At 55.7% G+C, this 19,223-nt stretch carries 18 protein-coding genes and 1 pseudogene; 10 read left to right on the top strand and 9 right to left on the bottom strand.

Features of this window, described 5'->3' with window-relative positions:
• The first annotated feature begins 12 nt into the window (after positions 1 to 12).
• Entirely contained in the window at positions 13 to 1,554 is a 1,542-nt protein-coding gene (gene ppx / locus EL098_RS05070; RefSeq protein WP_126355270.1) for an exopolyphosphatase, read from the top strand.
• Positions 1,555 to 1,558: 4 nt separating this feature from the next.
• Here ppx and EL098_RS05065 read toward each other — a convergent pair whose 3' ends face one another.
• Entirely contained in the window at positions 1,559 to 3,817 is a 2,259-nt protein-coding gene (locus EL098_RS05065; protein WP_126355269.1) for a sensor domain-containing phosphodiesterase, read from the bottom strand.
• Positions 3,818 to 4,178: 361 nt separating this feature from the next.
• Here EL098_RS05065 and EL098_RS05060 point away from each other — a divergent pair, with 361 nt between their 5' ends.
• Together EL098_RS05060 and EL098_RS05055 are read left to right on the top strand one after the other, a co-directional pair.
• Positions 4,179 to 4,352, top strand: a complete 174-nt coding sequence (locus EL098_RS05060; protein ID WP_408609110.1) for a YfgG family protein — start codon at positions 4,179 to 4,181, stop codon at positions 4,350 to 4,352.
• 164 nt (positions 4,353 to 4,516) lie between these two features.
• Complete coding sequence (locus tag EL098_RS05055; RefSeq protein WP_126355267.1) at positions 4,517 to 4,936, top strand: VOC family protein; 420 nt, start codon at positions 4,517 to 4,519, stop codon at positions 4,934 to 4,936.
• A 929-nt stretch (positions 4,937 to 5,865) separates the two neighbouring features.
• On the opposite strand, the gene EL098_RS05045 is transcribed toward EL098_RS05055, so the two are convergent.
• Positions 5,866 to 7,125 carry a purine-cytosine permease family protein gene (locus EL098_RS05045; protein WP_126355266.1) on the bottom strand — a complete coding sequence of 420 codons (1,260 nt, stop codon included), beginning with the start codon at positions 7,123 to 7,125 and terminating at the stop codon, positions 5,866 to 5,868.
• A 301-nt stretch (positions 7,126 to 7,426) separates the two neighbouring features.
• Here EL098_RS05045 and EL098_RS05040 point away from each other — a divergent pair, with 301 nt between their 5' ends.
• Together EL098_RS05040 and EL098_RS05035 are read left to right on the top strand one after the other, a co-directional pair.
• Positions 7,427 to 8,428: a fatty acid desaturase gene (locus tag EL098_RS05040; RefSeq protein ID WP_126355265.1), complete on the top strand. Its 1,002-nt coding sequence runs from the start codon at positions 7,427 to 7,429 to the stop codon at positions 8,426 to 8,428.
• Positions 8,421 to 9,218 carry a phosphate/phosphite/phosphonate ABC transporter substrate-binding protein gene (locus EL098_RS05035; RefSeq protein WP_126355264.1) on the top strand — a complete coding sequence of 266 codons (798 nt, stop codon included), beginning with the start codon at positions 8,421 to 8,423 and terminating at the stop codon, positions 9,216 to 9,218. The genes EL098_RS05040 and EL098_RS05035 overlap by 8 nt, the downstream gene beginning before the upstream one ends.
• A gap of 175 nt (positions 9,219 to 9,393) precedes the next feature.
• Here the strand turns inward: EL098_RS05035 and EL098_RS05030 are convergent, their stop codons facing one another.
• The 5 genes from EL098_RS05030 to EL098_RS05010 are packed head-to-tail and all read right to left on the bottom strand — an operon-like array spanning position 9,394 to position 14,074.
• Positions 9,394 to 10,725 carry an NtaA/DmoA family FMN-dependent monooxygenase gene (locus EL098_RS05030; RefSeq protein ID WP_126355263.1) on the bottom strand — a complete coding sequence of 444 codons (1,332 nt, stop codon included), beginning with the start codon at positions 10,723 to 10,725 and terminating at the stop codon, positions 9,394 to 9,396.
• Between the two features lie 45 nt (positions 10,726 to 10,770).
• Positions 10,771 to 11,670, bottom strand: coding sequence for an ABC transporter substrate-binding protein (locus tag EL098_RS05025; protein ID WP_126355262.1), 900 nt, complete (start codon positions 11,668 to 11,670; stop codon positions 10,771 to 10,773).
• A gap of 37 nt (positions 11,671 to 11,707) precedes the next feature.
• A complete protein-coding gene (locus tag EL098_RS05020; RefSeq protein ID WP_126355261.1) occupies positions 11,708 to 12,376 on the bottom strand; it encodes an ABC transporter permease in 669 nt (222 codons plus the stop codon).
• The gene (locus EL098_RS05015; RefSeq protein WP_126355260.1) at positions 12,376 to 13,005 is read right to left on the bottom strand and encodes an ABC transporter permease; all 630 of its coding nucleotides are present in this window, start codon (positions 13,003 to 13,005) and stop codon (positions 12,376 to 12,378) included. The genes EL098_RS05020 and EL098_RS05015 overlap by 1 nt, the downstream gene beginning before the upstream one ends.
• A complete protein-coding gene (locus EL098_RS05010; protein WP_126355259.1) occupies positions 12,998 to 14,074 on the bottom strand; it encodes an ABC transporter ATP-binding protein in 1,077 nt (358 codons plus the stop codon). The genes EL098_RS05015 and EL098_RS05010 overlap by 8 nt, the downstream gene beginning before the upstream one ends.
• 260 nt (positions 14,075 to 14,334) lie before the next feature.
• On the opposite strand from EL098_RS05010, the gene EL098_RS05005 reads away from it, so the two are divergent.
• A complete protein-coding gene (locus EL098_RS05005; protein ID WP_126355258.1) occupies positions 14,335 to 15,351 on the top strand; it encodes a S66 family peptidase in 1,017 nt (338 codons plus the stop codon).
• On the opposite strand, the gene EL098_RS05000 is transcribed toward EL098_RS05005, so the two are convergent.
• The gene (locus EL098_RS05000) at positions 15,345 to 16,265 is read right to left on the bottom strand and encodes a LysR family transcriptional regulator (RefSeq protein WP_126355257.1); all 921 of its coding nucleotides are present in this window, start codon (positions 16,263 to 16,265) and stop codon (positions 15,345 to 15,347) included. The two genes, EL098_RS05005 and EL098_RS05000, sit on opposite strands and share 7 nt — an antisense overlap.
• 184 nt (positions 16,266 to 16,449) lie before the next feature.
• Between EL098_RS05000 and EL098_RS04995 the strand changes: the two genes are divergently transcribed.
• Entirely contained in the window at positions 16,450 to 17,067 is a 618-nt protein-coding gene (locus EL098_RS04995; protein ID WP_126355256.1) for a LysE family transporter, read from the top strand.
• A 41-nt stretch (positions 17,068 to 17,108) separates the two neighbouring features.
• On the opposite strand, the gene EL098_RS04990 is transcribed toward EL098_RS04995, so the two are convergent.
• Positions 17,109 to 18,314, bottom strand: coding sequence for a M24 family metallopeptidase (locus tag EL098_RS04990; RefSeq protein WP_126355255.1), 1,206 nt, complete (start codon positions 18,312 to 18,314; stop codon positions 17,109 to 17,111).
• Positions 18,315 to 18,527: 213 nt separating this feature from the next.
• Here EL098_RS04990 and EL098_RS04985 point away from each other — a divergent pair, with 213 nt between their 5' ends.
• The 3 genes and pseudogenes from EL098_RS04985 to EL098_RS23380 form a co-directional block, all read left to right on the top strand.
• Positions 18,528 to 18,770 carry a type II toxin-antitoxin system CcdA family antitoxin gene (locus EL098_RS04985; RefSeq protein WP_126355254.1) on the top strand — a complete coding sequence of 81 codons (243 nt, stop codon included), beginning with the start codon at positions 18,528 to 18,530 and terminating at the stop codon, positions 18,768 to 18,770.
• A gap of 2 nt (positions 18,771 to 18,772) precedes the next feature.
• On the top strand, positions 18,773 to 19,084 hold the full coding sequence (locus EL098_RS04980) for a CcdB family protein (RefSeq protein ID WP_126355253.1): 312 nt from the start codon (positions 18,773 to 18,775) through the stop codon (positions 19,082 to 19,084).
• 10 nt (positions 19,085 to 19,094) lie between these two features.
• Positions 19,095 to 19,169: pseudogene (locus EL098_RS23380) on the top strand (DUF2000 domain-containing protein); the annotation flags it as partial.
• Positions 19,170 to 19,223 lie beyond the last annotated feature (54 nt).

The following is a 19,223-nucleotide window of genomic DNA, read 5'->3' as shown; positions in this document are numbered from 1 at the left end:
GAAGATAAAATTATGCCGATATCAAACCATGCTCCACGGCCGCAGGAGTTCGCTGCGGTCGACCTCGGCTCTAACAGTTTCCACATGGTCATAGCCCGTGTGGTGGATGGCGCCATGCAAATCATTGGCCGCCTGAAGCAGCGCGTGCACCTCGCGGACGGCCTTGGCCCCAATAACAAACTCAGCGAGGAGGCCATGGAGCGTGGGCTCTCCTGTCTGGCGCTGTTTGCTGAACGCCTGCAGGGATTTGCAGCGGATAACGTCTGCATTGTGGGCACACACTCGCTTCGCGAAGCCACCAATGCCGCGGAATTTCTGAAACGCGCTGAGAAAGTGATCCCCTACCCGATTGAAATCATTCCCGGCAACGAGGAAGCGCGCCTGATTTTTATGGGCGTTGAGCATACCCAGCCGGAAAGAGGCCGCAAGCTGGTCATTGATATCGGCGGCGGCTCCACCGAGCTGGTCATTGGTGAAGATTTTGAGCCTATGCTGGTGGAAAGCCGCCGTATGGGCTGCGTCAGCTTTGCGCAAAACTTTTTCCCCGGCGGCGTTATCAGCCCGGAAAGCTTTAAGCGCGCCCGCATGGCGGCGATTCAAAAGCTGGAAACGCTGGCGTGGCAGTACCGCCTGCAGGGCTGGAAAGTGGCGCTGGGGGCCTCCGGCTCCATCAAAGCGGCGCACGAAGTGCTGATTGAGATGGGTGAGAAAGACGGGATGATCACCCCGGAACGTCTGGAAATGCTGCAGCAGGAGGTGCTGAAGTTTAAAAACTTCGACGCCCTGAGCCTGCCGGGTCTCTCCGACGAGCGCAAAGCGGTGTTTGTGCCGGGCCTCGCAATTTTGTGCGGCGTATTTGACGCGCTGGCCATTCGCGAGCTGCGCCTTTCCGACGGTGCCCTGCGCGAAGGCGTGCTGTACGAAATGGAAGGCCGCTTCCGTCATCAGGATATTCGTATTCGCACCGCGCAAAGCCTGGCGGAGCAGTACCATATCGACAGCGATCAGGCTCGCCGGGTGCTGGAAACCGTAGAGCTGCTTTATCAGCAGTGGGAAAAGCAGAATCACAAGCTGGCTAACCCGCAGATGGCCGCGCTGCTGAAGTGGGCCGCCATGCTGCACGAGGTCGGGCTCAGCATCAACCACAGCGGAATGCATCGCCACTCGGCCTATATTCTGCAAAACAGCAACCTGCCGGGCTTCAATCAGGAGCAGCAGATGCTGATGGCTTCTCTGGTACGCTACCACCGCAAAGCGATTAAGCTGGACGATCTGCCGCGCTTTACGCTGTTTAAAAAGAAACAGTTCCTGCCGCTGATCCAGATTATCCGCCTTGCCGCGCTGCTGAATAACCAGCGTCAGGCCACCACCACGCCGCCGACGCTGGTGCTGGAAACTGACGATAACCACTGGACGCTGCGCTTCCCGCACGACTGGTTCAGCCAGAACACGCTGGTGCAGCTTGATTTGGAGCGCGAGCAGCAGTACTGGGAAAGCATGACCGGCTGGAAGCTGACCATTGAGGAAGAGGCGGAAGCGGCGCTCTCCGCCTGACGCCCTACTCCAGCCCCTTTACGTCTTCCGGCGTGGAGGGGCTCTGCTCTTCGACAAGGCTCTCCAGCGGCTGGGGGCGACCAATTAAATATCCCTGAACATAATCTATTCCCATCCCCCGCACGGCCTCTTTCAGCTCTTGTGTTTCGACGTACTCCGCCACCACCTGCATCTTTTTCATTCGCGCCAGCTGGCAGATTGAGCTCACCACCTGATAGTCCAGGCTGCTGGTTAAAATATTGCGGATAAAGCTGCCGTCAATTTTCAGGATGTCAGCGCTCAGTTCTTTAAGGCGTGCGTAGCTTGCATAGCCGGTACCAAAATCATCGATGGCTATCCGGCAGCCCATTCTTTGCAGCATCTTAAGGGTTATGTTTGCCTGCTCGAGGTTGGTTAAGGAATGGCTTTCCGTCACCTCGAAGACCAGCTGCCAGGGCTCAATGCGGTACTTCGCCAGCAGGTGCTCAACATCGCCCGGCAGCTGACACTGGCACACCGAGGCCGGCGTCAGGTTAATCGCCAGCCGGCAACCCGGCAGGCTGGCACGATGCTTATCCATAAACTGCAGGGCGGCATTGAGCACCCAGCGGTCAATACGCGATGAGAGGCCAAACTCATGGGCGACGGGCAGGAAGAGATCCGGCGACAGCAGTTCCCCCTTATCACCGCGCATCCTCAGCAGCACCTCATAATAGGCATCGCCCCTCAGCCCTTCAATGCGCTGGGCCATCAGCACAAACTGGTCACCGTCGAGCGCATTTTGCAGGCGGTTCATCATCTCCACTTTGCGTTTGACCGCATTTTGAACATGGTTTGAGCCCGTTTGTTGCAGGCTTTCAGGCTGCTGAGTGGAGAGCGAAACCCCGGCCATGGTGCTTAGCTCACCGAGCAACAGATAGAGATGGGAAACCGGGTGGCGCACAAAGCAGTAGCTGAGGCCGATCTGCGGCTGCAGCGGCATCCCGTCCCACATAAAGCGGAACCGCCTGGCGTGGGCGTACAGGGACTCGATTTTTGCCTGATGCGCTTCATAGTTGAGGCGTACGGCCAGATCGTGCCCTGAAAGGTTATAGACCATTTCGCCCGGCGACAGCTGGCCCCGCAGATATTCAGCCAGCTGCTGTTTATATTGAATCCGCAGCAGGACGCCATAATTGCGCCCAAGCAGCTCAAGCTCGGGAATCGATACAAACCCCAGCGCCGACCAGGGAGCATTCCCCAGATCGCGACACAACGCGCGTAGATTCGGCATCTGCATCATCGGATCGATAAACGCGACGCGACGTGCCTTGTAGTGCAGAAAACGCTGGCGAGTGGTGACCGCCGCCATCAAATAAATGGTGATCGAGAAGACGGCATAACAGGATGAGGCAATTGCCAGATGCAGCTGAAAGCCCATATCCGGCGGTAAATAGTTGTGGAACCCGGCGCAGAGAATAATTAGCACCACGGTCCAGACGTTGGTGATAAACAGAAAACCGAAGCGCATCGCTCCCCACAGCATGACCGGCAGGATAAGCGTCAGCGTATAATCGGTATTAAAAATGGTTTTGCTCTGGCTAATCGGGTAGAGCAGCAGCCAAATAAGCAGGCCGACGAGCGCTCCCCACATCAGCATTTCCGTATGGGTTACGCCATTTTGCCGCTGCGCCCGCATACGCGACCAGAAACTTTTGATAAAGCGCGGGTGCACAATCATTCGCAAAATAAAATAGAAGAACGGCAGCCCGGTTAATCCCCCGACCAGTACGGCCTGGAAATTAATTAATGTGCGGGTACTCCACGGCGTTGCGGAAAGAAGTGAAAAGCCGCGATCGTACCAGCCTAAAAATAGCCCCAGCTCATACAACACCAGAAACAGCAAAGCATTCACCAACACCAGCCAAAACATACGCTGGGCGGTGACCTGCAGCGTGCCAAAGGTGACCGCGCTGCGCCGCGCCACAAAATAACGGTAGCAGCCCCAGCTTATTGTCATCGGCAGGAGGAAGTCTAAAAGGGCGAACAACGAGCCCATCCCGCCTTCAAAAGGCAGGTAGCGAATCAGCAGCGCCAGGATGATGCCCGGGAAGGCAGCACGCCCAAACAGCAGCAGGCTCGCCGTCAGCAGCGGCAGCGACAGGTACAGCAGGAATACCCGCCCACCGTCTAATACCGTTTGCGCGTTAAGCGCTGCCACCAGCGGCAATAGCAGGCTGGGGAGTATAAGGGGCAGAGCCCACCATTTATTTTTTGAGTGTTTATACCAGGTCGCTAATCGCATACATCTTCGCCAAAATCCCTGCTCCTCTTTAAGTCTCTTCCGGATATCCTTCCGGTCCGTTATTGCCCATCGACCTTAAATCAATGTGCAGGGCAAATTCTAGTGAGCTAATAGTAAGAATAATTGATGTATATCAGTTTCAGTCCATTGAATCGTTGCTGGGTGTAAAATTAAGACTTAATCCAGATCAACTTAGTTCAGAATAAATTCACCTGGGAGAGTAAATGCCCACTATTCATTCAACTGGCCCAGTTTTACATGATGAAGAATTGACCTGCGTTGTTCAGTGTGACTAAATAGCCCCGTCGCCCGCCGCAGCCGGGCTTATCTCAAGGACCCTTGCGTGACACAGGTTACGACTATGCAAAGACGAAACCGTTTTAATAATCGCATGACCCGCATCATTCTGCTCATCAGTTTTCTGTTCTTTTTTGGTCGCTTTATTTATTCCTCCATCGGCGCGTGGTATCACCACAAGGATAAAAAAGCGGAAACCCAACAAAGCAGCCAGCAGGTGGACAGCACTCAGCGTTAGCCCTGCGTCCTTCCTGCTTCGCCTGTCCGTTCAGGCACAAAAGCCGCTCCGACCCGTTTGTTCTAAAATGCCCAATCCGACCCATCTGCCTCCCCCGCATCTTGACCCTAAGTTAACTTGAGGTTGTAAAGTTTCGCCATCGATAACAGAGAGATGAGCGAACTATGGAACACATTGATGTCGGCTTCACCCACGTCGCTTTTATGGTTAAAGACCTGGAAAAAAGCGTTGATTTCTATCTTCGCTACACCGCCATGAAGGTCATCCATCACCGGCAGCCTGATCTGCCAGAGGCGCGTAAAGTCGCCTGGCTAAGCGATCGCACAAGACCTTTTGCGCTGGTCCTGGTGCAGGCGGATAACCCCACCGACACGCCGCTGGGTAACTTTGGCCATCTTGGCGTGGCCTGCGCGACTAAAGAAGAGATCGATCAAAAAACGGCAATGGCGAGAGCTGAAGGCGTGCTGCGCAGAGAGCCAGAGCAGCTGGGGGATCCGGTCGGCTACTTCGTCTTCTTTGCCGACCCGGATGGCAATACGCTGGAGCTGTCTTACGGCCAACGCGTCGGCCTTGAAGCGCTGTAGTTGACCACGCACGGGCAACACCGTTACCCGGCGGGTTGATTAGGCTTTGACCTGCAGATTGTGGTGTCTGGCAATCTCGCCTGGGGGTCGTCAGCCAAAAACGGTCCCGCTGCCCGGCCAGCGTTGCCAACGCCTTCTTCAGGTGCCAGAAACGGAACGGCTGCCCAACGATATAAGGATGCAAAGCGATCCCCATCACCAGCGTCTGCTGCTCGCTGCGAGCCAGCATTTCTGCCAGCTGATCGAGCATCATCTGGCAAAACAGCTCTGCTGAAGCCCCGTTAGGGATGATCGTCGGGATATCGTTGATCTCCTGCGGATAGGGGACCGAAAGCAGCTCACCGTGCCGTGTGCTGAAAGTGACCGGACGATCGTCATGGGCCCAGTTTAGCGTGTAGCTAAAACCGTTATGCCGCAGCAGATCCGGGGTATCCTGGCTTTCAGAAATCCAGGGAGAGAGCCAGCCCTCCACGCTCTTCCCTGACCAGCCGCTTAGCCGCTGCTGGCACATCGCGATCATTTCGTTCTCGGCCCTGACATCAAGTTCGCCCTGACGTTCAGAGTTGGTATGCCCGTGGGCAATCAGTTCGCTCTGCCCGTTAGCCATCCAGCGCTCAAGCAGCTGCGGGCAGTAATCGAGAATCGAGGTATTGCAGATAACGCTGGCCGGGAGTTCCAGCTGCTGGAACAGATCGGCCAGGTGCCAGCCGCCCACGCGGTTACCGTAGTCGCGCCACGAGTAATTAAGGATATCCAGCTTATTGGCAGCCTGCGAGAGCTTTGCCCCTTCCGAACAGCCGAAGGAGAAATGTTCGAGATTCATCGCAACATAGACCGCCAGTCGCTTATTGCCCGGCCAGCGGTAATCCGGCAGATCCTCAGGGCCATGGTAATCGTAACGCTGGTGATGATTGAGTTGATACATCCAGTCAGGCGTTGTCATTCACTTCTCCTTTGTGGCTCCAGGCCGTCTTTGGCGACAGAGACAGGCTGATGACGCTGAAGATAAAGGCCGAGACGATGGAAACAAGCGCCACGGAATACTCCGGTGCATGCAGCGAGGTGATGCTGCTGCAAATAATGGAGAAGCCCCATGCAGCCAGCAGGCGATAAGGCGTGAAACGCTGCTGACCCATCACCATCCAACCGATAATTGCGCCACCGATTCCCGGTACCACGATACCGAGCAGGCTCAGCCAGCCCACCAGCCAGTCGGTGATCCCCGCCAGCGCCAGCAGCGTACCAACGATACCGAGCACCACTACCAGCTGGCGAAAACTTAAAGGTAGTACAGCACTCCATCCTGCGGCGGCGTTATACAGACCGTGGGTTGCTACTGAGGCACAGTTGATGACAAAAAACAGCGCGGCAAAGAGGCCAAATGCCGGCCCCAGGTTCAGCAGGAGATGCGCGAAATCGCCGTCTACCGCCTCCCCGCTGGCGGCAACCAGGCCGCCCAACAGCATCGGTAAAATATTGGCAAACGGAAAAGCGCAGAGCGAAGCCACAACCGCCTGAGCTGGTGTTTTTGACCAGCGGGTAAAGTCGGCGGTCAGCGTGCCCGAATCAACAAAGACAGAAATAGCCATCGTGACGCCGATACCTAAAGCCAGGGCATGGCCGCTGGCTGGCCGGTAGTTGACCACCTCGCTCCACTGATGGTGCTGAAAATTGAGCACCATACTGATGATACCGGTAAGAATAAACAGCGTAATCGACACCAGGCTGATAGGCTTGAGCATCTTGATGCCGGCCATCGACAGGGCGGTAAACAGTGCGCCCCCCAGCGCCACCGACCAGCCCAGCGGCAGCCCCAGTAAGGTATTTAAACCGTGCCCCGCCAGCCCGGTCTGCACCGCAAACCAGCCCACCACCAGCCCGGCCAGGAACACCGCAATGACTTTCGCCCCTACCTTGCCAAAAATGGCCTGACAGCTGAAAGCAAAGGTTTTGCCCTGCTTTGCCGCCAGCGCGCTCAGGCAGGCGACATAGGCCGCCAGCACAATATTCCCGAGCACAATAGCCAGTAAGCCTTTCAAAAAGCCGAGGCTCACCACTATCTGCGCCCCCACAAAGGCTCCGACCATCACCATCGGGAAACCCGCCCAGACCACGGCAACCGAAAAGAGGCTTTTTCTTGCCTCCAGCGGTACAGGTTGGTGTTCATACTCATTATTTGCGTTGGCCATCGTGCTTCCCCTTAAACAGATTTGTAGCTGAATGAGCAACGTTTGTGCCAGGTTGGCAGAGAGGGGCCGGGCGCGGACGGGGTCTGTTGATTATCTGAATGAGTCCATCGGGCTTGCACCGAAAGCGGGATGCGGCACAAATCCTCTGCGCTAAAAAGGCGCGTTATCTGGCCGGGGAGCGACAGCTTTCTTTAAAGCACTTTATGTTCTAAGTATAGCAATTTATATTCCTATGGGCTTTAGCGACAACCCATTACTCTCTGCAAAATTAATCGGTAAATTGTGGTCAGTGGTTGGTTAAATGAGTGGAAGATCCTCGGTTTATTTACATCAAGAGCAGCGCGAATTTGTGCATAAACTGCAACGTTCCTGGCTGTGGCGCACGGAGCTGCCAACCTGGCTGCTGATTATCACGATTTATGGCGGCTGGTTTGCCACCGTCGCCTGGTGGAAAACCATTGGCCTGCTTCCCGCCACGCTGCTGCTTATCTGGTTCGCCACCTGGTACATGTCGCTGCAGCATGAGCTGCTGCATGGCCACCCAACACGTTTTCCGCGCCTTAATCAGCTCTTCGGGCTGATGCCTTTTTCTATCTGGTATCCTTACGGCACTTACCGCGATCTGCATCTTAAACATCACCAGGATGAAGACCTGACCGTGCCGGAAACTGACCCCGAGAGCTACTACTTTACTCGCCGCCGCTGGCAGCACTTTAGCGGCGTTCAGCGCCTGCTGGTGCGCCTGCGTAACACCTTCCCCGGCAGACTGCTGTTAACGCCAATGCTGACCATGCGCTGGACGGTGGTCAATATCTGGGAATCATTCCGCAGCGGTAACCGCCCGGCGATGGCCATGTGGACTGTGCATATCCTGCTGCTTATCCCGGTGCTTGGCTGGCTGGTTAAACATGATTTCTCGGTGATCTACTACCTTCTGGTAGTGACCTGGCCCATGCTGGCGATGACCAAAGTGCGCTCGTTCTTTGAGCACCGAGCTGCCGAAGATCCGGAAGCGCGAACCGTCATTAATGAAGCGGGAATGTTCTGGCGCTTACTGTTCCTGAACCTTAACTATCATTCGGTCCACCATGACCTGCCCCGTATTCCCTGGTACGGCCTGCCTACGGTTTACCGGGCCTACAAAGAGGAGTACCTGCGGCGTAACCAGGGCTTCTTTGTCAACGGCTATGGCGAACTGATGCGCGAACACCTGATTAAGCCCATTCAGGTAGAGATCAACCCGTTCTTCCCGGATGGTCGCCTTGCTCAGGACTCTGTGCAGCAGGAGAAAGCTCATGAGTAAACTTATCTCTCTGCCAATGTACGACGTGCACCATCCCGATACCGAAGCACTGCTAAGCGCGCTTCGCCAGCTGCTCAATCACGAAGGGCTGGACGGCGACAGTTTGCTCTACAGCGAGCCTGAAGACCGCCTTGCCCATTGGCAGGATCCGCAGCTGCTGCTTAGCCAGACCTGCGGCTATCCGCTGCGTGCCCTGCTTCCTGACGTGCAGGTGGTCGGGACTTTTCATTACCAGGCTGCAGGCTGCGAAGGATTCAACTACAGCAGTCACCTGGTCGTCCGTGAAGCTGATGCCGGGAAAACGCTTGCGGATTTTCGTGGCCAGCGCGTGGTCTGTAACAGCGATGATTCACAGTCCGGTTATCACACGCTACGAAGCCAGGTAGCTCCGCTGCAAAAAGAGGGGAAGTTCTTCTCGGATATCGCGTTTAGCGGCAGCCACCGCCAGTCGCTGGCGGAAGTTCAGGCGGGCAGAAGCGATATTGCTGCCATTGACGCGGTCACTCTGGCGCTGGTTAGCCGCCACGAGCCCGATCGCGTTGAAGGTCTCGTTTCAATAGGTACAACGGCGCTGGTGCCGGGTTTGCCGATGATCACCTCGGCACACGCTTCCGTTGAGGAGCTGGCAAAATTGCGCAACGCGCTGAAGCGTCTGGTTAGCGAGCCTGAATGGCGAGAAGTGCGAGAGCCTTTGCTGATTAAAGATTTTAGCTTTACCCACCGGGATGATTATCAGCCCATTAGCGATGCGGCACTGAAGGCTGCGGCTAGTGGATTGATCACGCTTTAGGTTACTTTTTTTACCCTCACCCCGACCCTCTCCCAAAGGGAGAGGGAGTATTCCTTAATCCCAACACTTCTTTCGTCCCCTCTCCCCCATGGGGAGAGCGGGTTTCGTCAATCCTAATGCTTCTTTCGTCCCCTCTCCCCCCATGGGGAGAGGGTTAGAGTGAGTGGCGAATATGTCACTCACGCCTGAACTGATTCACTACCGGCGGCAATCCCAGCTTCTCGCGTAATGTTCCAGGGCGGTAAGCCTGCTGCATCACCCCGCTCTTCTTAAGAATCGGCGCCACCTGGTCGATAAAGTTATCAAAATCCGTCGGCAGGAACGGGAACATCAGGTTATAGCCATCTACGGCTCCGGCATGAAACGCCTCGCTGAGCGTGTCGGCAACTTCCTGCGCGGTGCCGATAACTAGCCAGCTATCCGAACTTTGAAGCAACAATCTTCCCAGCTGCAGGACCGTCAGCTCTGGATCGTAACCCTTAATGATCTGCAAAGCGGTTCTCAGCCCGTCAAAGCCCTGCTCGTCCGGCAAAGGCGGCAGCGGCGCATGAGGATCGTACTCCCCCATATCCATCCGCAGATAGGTACTCAGGAGATCCAGCGCCATCTGATCGTTCATCAGCGTTTGGATGAGCTTCTGCCGCTGCTCTTTTTCTTCCGGGGTATTTACCACCACCGGCAGCACACCACCGAGGATCTTAAAGTGTGCCGGGTCACGCCCCAGCGCAAGGAGGCGCTTGTCCATATCCGCGCGGTAGGCCAGGCCCTTCTCAATATTGCTCATAAATACAAAGTGAATATCCGCCTGGGCGGCAGCCAGCTGCTTGCCCGACTCGGAAGAGCCGGCCTGCACCACAATCGGGTGTCCCTGAGGCGGGCGCGGCACGTTCAGCGGCCCACGCACCTTAAAGAATTCACCTTCGTGATTCAGCGGATGCACGCGATCGGGGTCGGCAAAATAGCCGCTCTGCTTATCGATCAGCACCGCATCATCTTCCCAGGAATCCCAAAGCTTCCGGACCACCTCAATAAATTCGGCGGCACGTTCATAGCGCCTGCCGTGCTCCGGCAGCGTATCCAGGCCATAGTTAGCGGCCTCTTCCGGCAGCCATGAGGTGACCACGTTCCAGCTCGCTCGCCCGCCGCTCAAATGATCGAGCGAGGCAAAATAGCGCGCCAGGTTGTAAGGCTCGGTATAGGAGGTTGAGGCGGTGGACATCAGGCCAATATTTTCTGTGGTTGCCGCCAGCGCGGCCAGCAGCGTAATCGGCTCCAGCCGTGGATTAGCATAATGCGCGAGGCCGCTCGGCACGGTATCCCAAATGGCCACATGGTCGGCAATAAAAATATTGTCCAGCACGGCAGCCTCGGCTCTACGCGCCAGCTCGGCGTAATACTTCAGGGTAAAAATCTCTTTACCGGGTGCATCAGGGTGGCGCCAGGAGAATCGATAATCCCCCTGCGGATTGAAGAAGAACAGATTGAAAATGGCGGTAGCTTGTGACATGTCGGGATACTCGTTGTGAAGTGGCCTTCCCTGGCCGGGGACTCGTTATTTAGCGGCCAGCTTCTCTTTTACCCACTGGTCGGCAACTTTTGCCGGATCTTTATGATCGACATCCACCAGCTTGTTAAGCTGAATCAAATCTTTGGTGGTCAGCTTCGCGGAGATGTTGTTGAGAACTTCTTCGACTTTTGGTGAAACAGAGCCTTTATGTACCAGAGGCACCAGGTTCTGAGCCGGCTGTTCGTGTTTGTCATCCTCCAGCACCACCCACTTCTCTTTCAGCAGGTCACCCTGGGTAGAAACCAGCGTCGCCACGTCGATTTTGCCGGAGTTCAGCGCCAGACGGCTCAGTGGGCCACCGATATCCAGCGACTTAAAGGATTTGAATTTGATGCCGTAGACACGTTCCAGCCCAGGCAGGCCCAGGGCGCGGGTAGCCACTTCAGGCGGCCCGCCAACAACCAGCTCGGGAGCAACCTTCGCCAGGTCGGACAGCGTCTTCAGATTATATTTTTTGGCCGTTTCTTCACGCACGCCCCACGCGGTAATGGACGCGGCCGGAGAAGGATTTAGCAGCACCAGATCCGCCGGCAGCGCCTGCTTCAGCTCGTCAGAAACTTCCTGCTCGGTGGTCGATTTGCTGCCGCCGTGATAGTAGTTCAGCAGCGCACCAAGGTATTCAGGCACCACGTCCAGCTCGCCGGTTTTCAGCGCCGGAATAATGATCTCGCGGTTGCCGAGGTTGAGGCGAGTTTTTACATCAATGCCCTGCTGCTTCAGCGCGCTGGCGTAGATATTTGCCAGGATTGTTTGCTCCGAGTAGTTTGCGCCGCCGATGGTGACCGTTTCCGCCTGAGCGGCAAACCCCACGCTTGCCAGCCCGGCAGCCAGTAAAGTCAATTTGAATCCCTTGCTCGCCGTAGATAACCAGTTTTTCATCATCATCACCCTTCTCTCTTTTATGTTGTGTTGTGCGCAGGCACTAACCTGCTGTTGGTATTGCAAAATTAAGCCAGCGCCTGGCGACCTGGGCCATTAACAGCTCACAGCCAATCGCCAGCAGCGAGATCACCACCGAACCGGCAATGACCTGCGGGTAATCGCGCTGCCCGAGACCGTCGATAAGAAAGCGCCCTAAGCCATCCAGCCCGGCATAAGCCGCCACCACCGCGGTGGCGATAAGCTGCAGCAAAGAGGTACGGATCCCGGCAAAAATCAGCGGCATCGCTAGGGGAATACGGACCTTAAGAAGGCTCTGCAGCGGCGTCATGCCCATCGCTTTTGCGGCATCGCACAGCGTTTGATCGGCATGGCTAATGCCGACATAGGTGTTGGTCAGCATCGGCGGAATAGCCAGCGCAACCAGAGCGATAAATACAGGCACATCGTTGAAGCCAAGCAGCATAATGCACAGCAGAATGATCCCCAGCGAAGGGAACGCTTGGCCAATGTTGAACAGGTTGATGGCGAAAAACGCCCCACGCCGCCAGTAGCCGAGCAGAATGCCGAGCGGCTGGGCTACCAAAGCGCCAATAACGAGACTAATCAGCACGTAGTAGAGATGCTCAGCGAAACGGTGCCAGATGCCGAGATCGCCGTTCCAGTGGTCGGCCTGTAAGAACCACAGCCAGGTGTCATGAAGAATATCCATCAGCGCGTCCACCCGGTCAGGCTGTAGCCGAGGCGGGCTATCAGCAGGTCAAGAAACAGCGACAGCACAAGGCTCAGCGCCAGGCTGACCAGAATCGGCGTCAAAAAGTTTTGGTTAAAACCGAGGATCATCAGCTGCCCCAGGCCACCCTGACCGATCAGCGCGGTGACGATCACCAGCCCCACCAGCGTCACGGAAGCGATGCGCAAACCGGCAAACAAGGCAGGCAGGATCAGGAACAGCTCAACTTCGATAAAGCGGCCAAATCGCGTATAGCCAAGCGCCCTGCCCGACTCCAGCACATCCGCTGGCAGCTTCTGCATCCCCGCCAGCACGTTGCGCAGCAGGATCAGCAGCGAATAGAGAGTCAACCCGATCACCGCGGTCGTCATCGACAGCCCGGTCCACGGCAGCAGCAGAATAAACAGCGCCAGTGAAGGGATGGTAAACAGCACGCCGCTCAGCGAGATCAGCGGCCCGGAGAGCGCGGGCCAGACGATGGAAAGCAGCAGCATTATCGCGGTCAACACAGTACCCATCGCCAGAGACAGCAGCACCATCTGCAAATGCTGTAGCATCAGCTCGCCGATCATATCGAGATTGTCGGTCACCCATTGCCAGTCAATCATTGCGGTGCAGCTCCTGGTGGCGGTTGAGCGCATCACTTAGCAGACCGCTATCAACGGCGCCGGCGTAGCGACCCTCGGGCGTTACACGCACCAGCACGCCCTGCGGTACGTCCAGCAACTCGCTGTAAACGTGGCGCAGCGACTCACTCTCTTCGGCAATCCGCACCGGGAGCTGCTGCCCATTTTCGAGCCAGTGCAGAGGCCGCCCGTCGGCATCCAGGACCAGAGCACGCTGCCCGTTGAGCAGGCTGGTATCGGAAGATACTGGCTCATCATGCGTCAGGACCGGTACATCACGGCGCGGCAGGTCGCCTACGCGCATCATGCCAAGACGCTTCAGATTCGGTTCCGGACCAATAAAGTCACGCACAAAGTCGCTGGCGGGCCAGGAGAGAATATTGTCCGGGGTATCAAACTGTTCGAGGTGCCCACCTTCACGGAAAATGGCAATGCGGTCGCCGAGGCGAATCGCCTCGTTGATATCGTGGGTCACCAGAATAATGGTTTTATGCAAACGCCCCTGCAGCGACAGCAGCTCGCCCTGTAGCTTGTCGCGTACCACCGGGTCGATGGCGGCAAAAGGTTCATCCATCAGCAAGATTGGCGGATCGGCAGCAAGGGCTCGGGCGATAGAAACCCGGCTTTGTTGCCCGCCAGAAAGCTGGTGGGGATAGCGTTTCAGCACCAGAGGGTTCAGCGACATCAGCGCCACCAGCTCGTCAATGCGACGGGCGATGGCACGTTTGTCCCAGCCCAGCAGGTGCGGCACGGTGGCGATGTTTTCCGCCACGGTACGGTGAGGAAATAGCGCCGGGCTTTGCATCACAAAGCCTATCTTGCGGCGTACCTGAATAATGTCAGCGCGGGAGAGCGGCTGGCCCTGAATATAGACTTCACCGCTGTCGGGTATGTCCAGCCGGTTAATCATCCTCAGGGTGGTGGTTTTGCCGCAGCCGCTGGGACCGACGAAGGTGCATAGCTCTCCTTCGTTAATCGTCATATTCAGCGAGTTGATTGCGTGCTGTACATTGCCCGGGTAGATCTTATTGATGTTTTCTAGTTGAATCATGATGCTTCTGAACTTCCTCATACCGCGCAATCGAAGCCTGTAAGGCTTATACGTTTCAGCACACTTCGGGGCAGTATTGCAGAGTCAAATGCGTTCACAAATTCAACATGATGCTAAGAATTGCCGAAAAATAACTATAGCTCGAAGGATAATTACACTCATAAAAACAAAGGATTAATTCTTTACCCTGAGTGCCTGGAATCACTATTGCGCAGCACTGCTTCGCACTATTATTAAAAAAACAATAAGGAGAATGACGAATGCCCCAGCTTTACGCCCGCCCTTTAGCCGTCGGCGATACGCTCGCGGTATTTTCGCCCTCTTCCGCCGCCACCGCATTTGCGCCAAAGCGTTACCAGAGAGCGAAGGCCTTTATTGAATCACAGGGATTTTATCTGCAGGAAGGTAGCCTGACGGGCAAAAAGGATTCCTGGCGTTCCGGCTCGATTCGCGAGCGAGCGGATGAGTTTAATGCCCTTTTGCATGACCCGAACGTGCGCTGCATTATCTCGGCTATCGGCGGCTTAAACAGCAACTCATTGCTGCCTTACATCGACTACGCGCAGCTGATGAAAGATCCCAAAATTATCATCGGCTATTCGGACGTGACCGCGCTACTGGCAGGCATCTATCAAAGGACAGGGCTGATTACCTTTTATGGCCCGGCGGTGGTGGCCTCTTTGGGTGAATTCCCTCCGCTGGTCGACACCACTTTTGACTATTTCCTCAACATCCTCAGCAGGCCGCAGACGCTGCCGTACGCGCTGAGCCAGCCCGCTGAATGGAGCGAGGAGATGATCGACTGGGAAACCCAGTCCCGGGGGAAAACGCTGCGGCCCGGTGGCTGGCGCTTCGAGGGCGCTGGCAAAGTAGAAGGCCGAGTCATTGGTGGCAACCTGAATACCCTTTACGGCCTCTGGGGCAGTGAATATATGCCCGATATCAACCGGGGCGATATTTTGTTTATTGAGGACAGTCTGCACAGCGCGGCGGAACTGGAGCGAGAATTTTCGCACCTTTTACTGTGCGGCGTATTCGACCGCATCGCCGCCATTGTGCTCGGCAGGCACGAGCTGTTTGACGACCAGGGCAGCGGAAAATCGCCGCTGCAAATCCTGAGGGAAGTGCTCAATGGCCGCGAGATCCCTATCGTCTCCGATTTCGACTGCTGCCACACGCACCCGATGCTGACGCTCCCGCTCGGCGTGCGGATGCTCATCGATTTTGACAATCAGGCCATTTCGCTGACCAGCCCATGGCTGGAGCCCCGTCAGTAATCGAACGCCAGCATGCCTGAACGCCAGACGCTGGTCGTACGGATCAGCGCCTTATCACGCAGGAAGTTAATCAGCGTGGCGATCACTTTATCGTGCCGCAGTTCAGGACGGGTGACGATGAACAAATGGCGGCGCAGCGGCTGAGGTAAATCCAGAATGCGCATATTTTCCGGCACCGGCAGCACCGAAAGCCACGGCATAATCGAAAACCCCAGCCCCTGATTCACCAGCCCGACAATCCCGCTGTCGCTGGCAAGCTTATGCACCACCTCGTTACGCAGCCCCATTTCACGACAGCGCTCAACGGCGGGGCTCAGCGTGTTTGCGTTCGGCTGGATAAACGGCAGCTTTTCCAACTGATGCCAGCTAAAAGGCTGCTGCAGCCGGAAGCTGCGGGGCAGCATCAGCATGTAAGGGTCGCTGATGTACGGTACGCCGTGCAGCGACTCCGGGTAGCCCTGAATGGTAATGCCGATGTCCGCCCGCCCGGACACCACCGCGTCGTTGAGGTGGTGGTATTCCGTCGCGCTGTCATCAATATCCAGATGAATATCGGGTAAGGCAGTAGCGAGCGCCTCAAAGTAAGGGGGCAGCAGGTTCGCCGTCGCGCTGCGAAAGCAGGCCACCCGCACGCGCCCGGCAAGCTGCGGCGCTTCCGCCGCCGCCTGCTCAATGCCTTCCAGCAGCTGCATGATTTTTTTCGCATCTTTGAGAATCTGCGTGCAGGCGGCAGTCGGGGTGCAGCCGCTGCGCGAGCGGTGCAGCAGGCGCACATTCAGGTGCTGCTCCAGTTCGGAAATCGCATGGCTAATGCGCGATTGAGTACAGCCCAATGCTGCGGCCGCAGCGCTGAAACCATTGTTTTCCACTGCGGCTATCAGCATTTCCAGCTGATTTAGCTTTATTCCGGCCATATCTTCAGTCAGTTATTGGAAATGTCGCGCTTCGACAAATCGATTTTCTTCATAGATAAGGAAAACATATCACGGTTTTCGGTTGCCGCCTATCGGCCCTGTTCCCATCATAAAGCCAGCCAGTACGGCGCATAAAAGTAATAACGCACCACCTGAACCAAGCACTTTTAAGGAAAACCTGAGCATGCCCGGCATCATTCATTACGGCACCTTTGTCGTCTCTTTCATCCTGCTGTTAATTATTCCCGGCCCCGGCAATCTGATTCTGATTACCAGCGCCAGCAAAGGCGGCGCGCGCAGCGGCTATCTCTGCCTGATGGGGATTTTGTTGGGTGACCAGGTGCTGCTGTGGTTGGCTATCGCGGGCGTAGCGGCGCTGCTGGAGTCCTCGCCGCATGTTTTCCAGATAATCAAATGGCTCGGCGCAGCTTACCTGCTGTGGATGGGCGCGCAGCTGCTGATGAAGGCGTATACCAGCGCCCCGCCGCCGCCGGTGACCGGCAAAAGAACGCCATTTTTGCAGGGCATGGTTATCACTCTGATGAACCCCAAGCCCATTCTGTTTTATGTAATGTTTCTGCCGCTGTTTATCGACCCGGCGCGCAGCCTGGGGATCCCGACCTTCGGGATTTTGGCCGGTACCGCCGCCGCGCTGACCTTTATCTACTGTTCGATAATGATCTTCCTGACCACCTCGCTTGCCGAGAAGGTCCGTTCGCGGCCCGGCATGGTCTTTCTGCTGGAGAAAGCAGCCGGTCTGTTCCTTGCGTTGTTTGCGGTGAAGCTGGCGTTTTTTAGCTGAGGCCAAAAATAAAGGGGCATCTTAATGCCCCCCGATTAAGCTTACCCGAAGCGCCGTAATTCTCGGGGTAAATGGCTAAACAGCTCATAGCCGTCGTCGGTGATGAGCAACATATCTTCCAGCATGATCGCCCCAACGCCGATGCCGTAGTAAGGCGTTTCCACGCTAAAGACCATGCCAGGCTCGAAGGTTTCGGTTGCCGCCGCGCTAACAAAAGGCGCCTCTTCCAGGCCCAGGAACAGCCCATCACCATGCCCTAAATGGCCGCGGTTATAATGCGGCAAGCCACTGGCTTTTATTTTGCTCATCGTGTCGTTAAAGACGTGGCTGAGCTTCACGCCCGGGCCAATCAGGCTGAGCATATGCTCGTGGCCCTGCAAAATCGTTTGGTAGATTCGCTCAGCCATTGCCGTAGGCTGCCCGAACACCACGGTACGCGCCAAATCCGCCCCGTACCCGGCAACATCCACGCCGCAGTCAAACTTGATTAAATCTCCCGGTTTAACGGGTTCACGGCTCGGGATGAGTTTGGGGGCAAAATCATCGCCAACCGAGATCAAATGGAAGCGCGAAAGGTTCGTCTCCGGGTGCTGCATAATGGCTGCTTTATATGCCGCAGTGAGATCCCACGCCGAACATCCCGCCCCAATCGCCTTGAAGGCTTCACTGATGCCATACTCGGTGATCTCCGCGCTTTTTCGCAGGAAGACTATCTCCCACGGGCTTTTGACCATCCGTAGCTCATTGAAGATTGCCGTGGAGTCCACCAGCCGTAAATTCGGGATCACCTTATCCAGGGTCTGCTTGCCGCCGTTGCTCATGGCATTCAGCTCGATAGCGATGTTTTTATCCAGCACGCCCGCGTCCGCTAAAGTGGACTTGAGCAGAGTGAAAACCGCCTCAACCGGCGGGCCAATCGGCCGCTCTTTCACCACCCGCTGCGGGTTAAAAGGCTCATCGACATCCACCCAAACCGGGAAGGTCTTCAGCTCATAGTTCGCCAGCTCAAACTGTAAACCTGCCGCCTCAAACTCGTTCATCACGATCAAGGAAGGTAACTTTTCATCCCGGAAAATGACCGCCAGCGCCGCGCCGGTGTGGCGAAAGGTGTACATAAAGAAACTGGCAAACCCGGTGACATGGCAAAAGTTGTCCGGGGTGGTCACCACCAAAGCCTCAATATTGTTCCGTGCCATGATCGCCCTGGCTTTGGCCGTGACCGCCTGGAGATGATCTGCTTTATTCATGGTGCTCGTTACCTCAGTCTTGTTTAACTTTTGCCGTAGCCGGATCGCCAGATGTTTTAACAGATCAAAGGGGATTTATATAGCGGGCATAAATCCCGGGCGCGGAGTCGATTTTTAGCCAAAGATGTTTTGGCGATATTTTCGCCACACTGTATATGTGCTATCGTGTGTGTTAATTGCACATAGAAATGCGAAGATATTGAAGGAGGAGCCATGCCCGCATCAGCAAGTATACGAGTGAAAAAAACCGTCACCGTCACACTAGAGCCAGATCTGATTCAGGAAGCCAAAGCGGCAGGAATCAACTTGTCACAAACGTTGCGTAATGCTCTAAAAGCCGAAATCAAGGAGATTGAAGCCGCTCGCTGGAAGAAAGAAAACGAAGCCGCAATCGACTATTTGAACCAGCTCACGGAAGAAAACGGACTTTTATCCGACACCTACAGGACGTTCTAATCATGCAATTCACCGTCTACAAAAATACGGGAAAGCCCACGGCTTACCCGTATTTATTGAATGTTCAGAGCAACATCATTGGGCGCAGAAACACCCGAGTCGTCATTCCTTTATTTCCAGCTGAAAACTATAAAGGACCACGCACGGACAAACTCACCCCATCCATTAACCTGGCCGGTGAAGATTTTATTGTGATGACTCATGAACTCGCGAGTATCCCTGAACGGGTACTCGGCGCAGAACACTGCAGCGCGGCTGAATATGAAAATACAATAAAAGCAGCGCTTAACTTCCTTTTCTATGGCATCGAGTAGCCGGCTCCATTACGTACACGCCATGTTTTCCATCGGGCATGACGAAGCCAACCGGGAAGTGTTCAAAGCGGAAGATGCCGACAGCCCGGAATCCCTGGATAACGCCGCCAGCGACGTGCATTTCTAGACGATACTGTAA

The sequence above is a fragment of the Cedecea lapagei genome (genome assembly GCF_900635955.1).
GTDB classification, from domain to species: Bacteria; Pseudomonadota; Gammaproteobacteria; order Enterobacterales; family Enterobacteriaceae; genus Cedecea; species Cedecea lapagei.
Note: the sequence above shows the minus strand (reverse complement) of the source record. Positions and strands in the feature narration are given on the sequence as shown.

Excerpts from the sequence above, each read along its gene's own strand:
- EL098_RS05025 (WP_126355262.1), bottom strand. The coding sequence starts at position 11,670 with ATGATGATGAAAAACTGGTTATCTACGGCGAGCAAGGGATTCAAATTG.
- ppx (WP_126355270.1), top strand. The coding sequence starts at position 13 with ATGCCGATATCAAACCATGCTCCACGGCCGCAGGAGTTCGCTGCGGTC.
- EL098_RS05015 (WP_126355260.1), bottom strand. The coding sequence starts at position 13,005 with ATGATTGACTGGCAATGGGTGACCGACAATCTCGATATGATCGGCGAG.
- EL098_RS05000 (WP_126355257.1), bottom strand. The coding sequence starts at position 16,265 with ATGGCCGGAATAAAGCTAAATCAGCTGGAAATGCTGATAGCCGCAGTG.
- EL098_RS04995 (WP_126355256.1), top strand. The coding sequence starts at position 16,450 with ATGCCCGGCATCATTCATTACGGCACCTTTGTCGTCTCTTTCATCCTG.
- EL098_RS05010 (WP_126355259.1), bottom strand. The coding sequence starts at position 14,074 with ATGATTCAACTAGAAAACATCAATAAGATCTACCCGGGCAATGTACAG.
- EL098_RS05035 (WP_126355264.1), top strand. The coding sequence starts at position 8,421 with ATGAGTAAACTTATCTCTCTGCCAATGTACGACGTGCACCATCCCGAT.
- EL098_RS05005 (WP_126355258.1), top strand. The coding sequence starts at position 14,335 with ATGCCCCAGCTTTACGCCCGCCCTTTAGCCGTCGGCGATACGCTCGCG.
- EL098_RS04985 (WP_126355254.1), top strand. The coding sequence starts at position 18,528 with ATGCCCGCATCAGCAAGTATACGAGTGAAAAAAACCGTCACCGTCACA.
- EL098_RS05060 (WP_408609110.1), top strand. The coding sequence starts at position 4,179 with ATGCAAAGACGAAACCGTTTTAATAATCGCATGACCCGCATCATTCTG.
- EL098_RS05065 (WP_126355269.1), bottom strand. The coding sequence starts at position 3,817 with ATGCGATTAGCGACCTGGTATAAACACTCAAAAAATAAATGGTGGGCT.
- EL098_RS04990 (WP_126355255.1), bottom strand. The coding sequence starts at position 18,314 with ATGAATAAAGCAGATCATCTCCAGGCGGTCACGGCCAAAGCCAGGGCG.
- EL098_RS05055 (WP_126355267.1), top strand. The coding sequence starts at position 4,517 with ATGGAACACATTGATGTCGGCTTCACCCACGTCGCTTTTATGGTTAAA.
- EL098_RS05020 (WP_126355261.1), bottom strand. The coding sequence starts at position 12,376 with ATGGATATTCTTCATGACACCTGGCTGTGGTTCTTACAGGCCGACCAC.
- EL098_RS04980 (WP_126355253.1), top strand. The coding sequence starts at position 18,773 with ATGCAATTCACCGTCTACAAAAATACGGGAAAGCCCACGGCTTACCCG.
- EL098_RS05030 (WP_126355263.1), bottom strand. The coding sequence starts at position 10,725 with ATGTCACAAGCTACCGCCATTTTCAATCTGTTCTTCTTCAATCCGCAG.
- EL098_RS05045 (WP_126355266.1), bottom strand. The coding sequence starts at position 7,125 with ATGGCCAACGCAAATAATGAGTATGAACACCAACCTGTACCGCTGGAG.
- EL098_RS05040 (WP_126355265.1), top strand. The coding sequence starts at position 7,427 with ATGAGTGGAAGATCCTCGGTTTATTTACATCAAGAGCAGCGCGAATTT.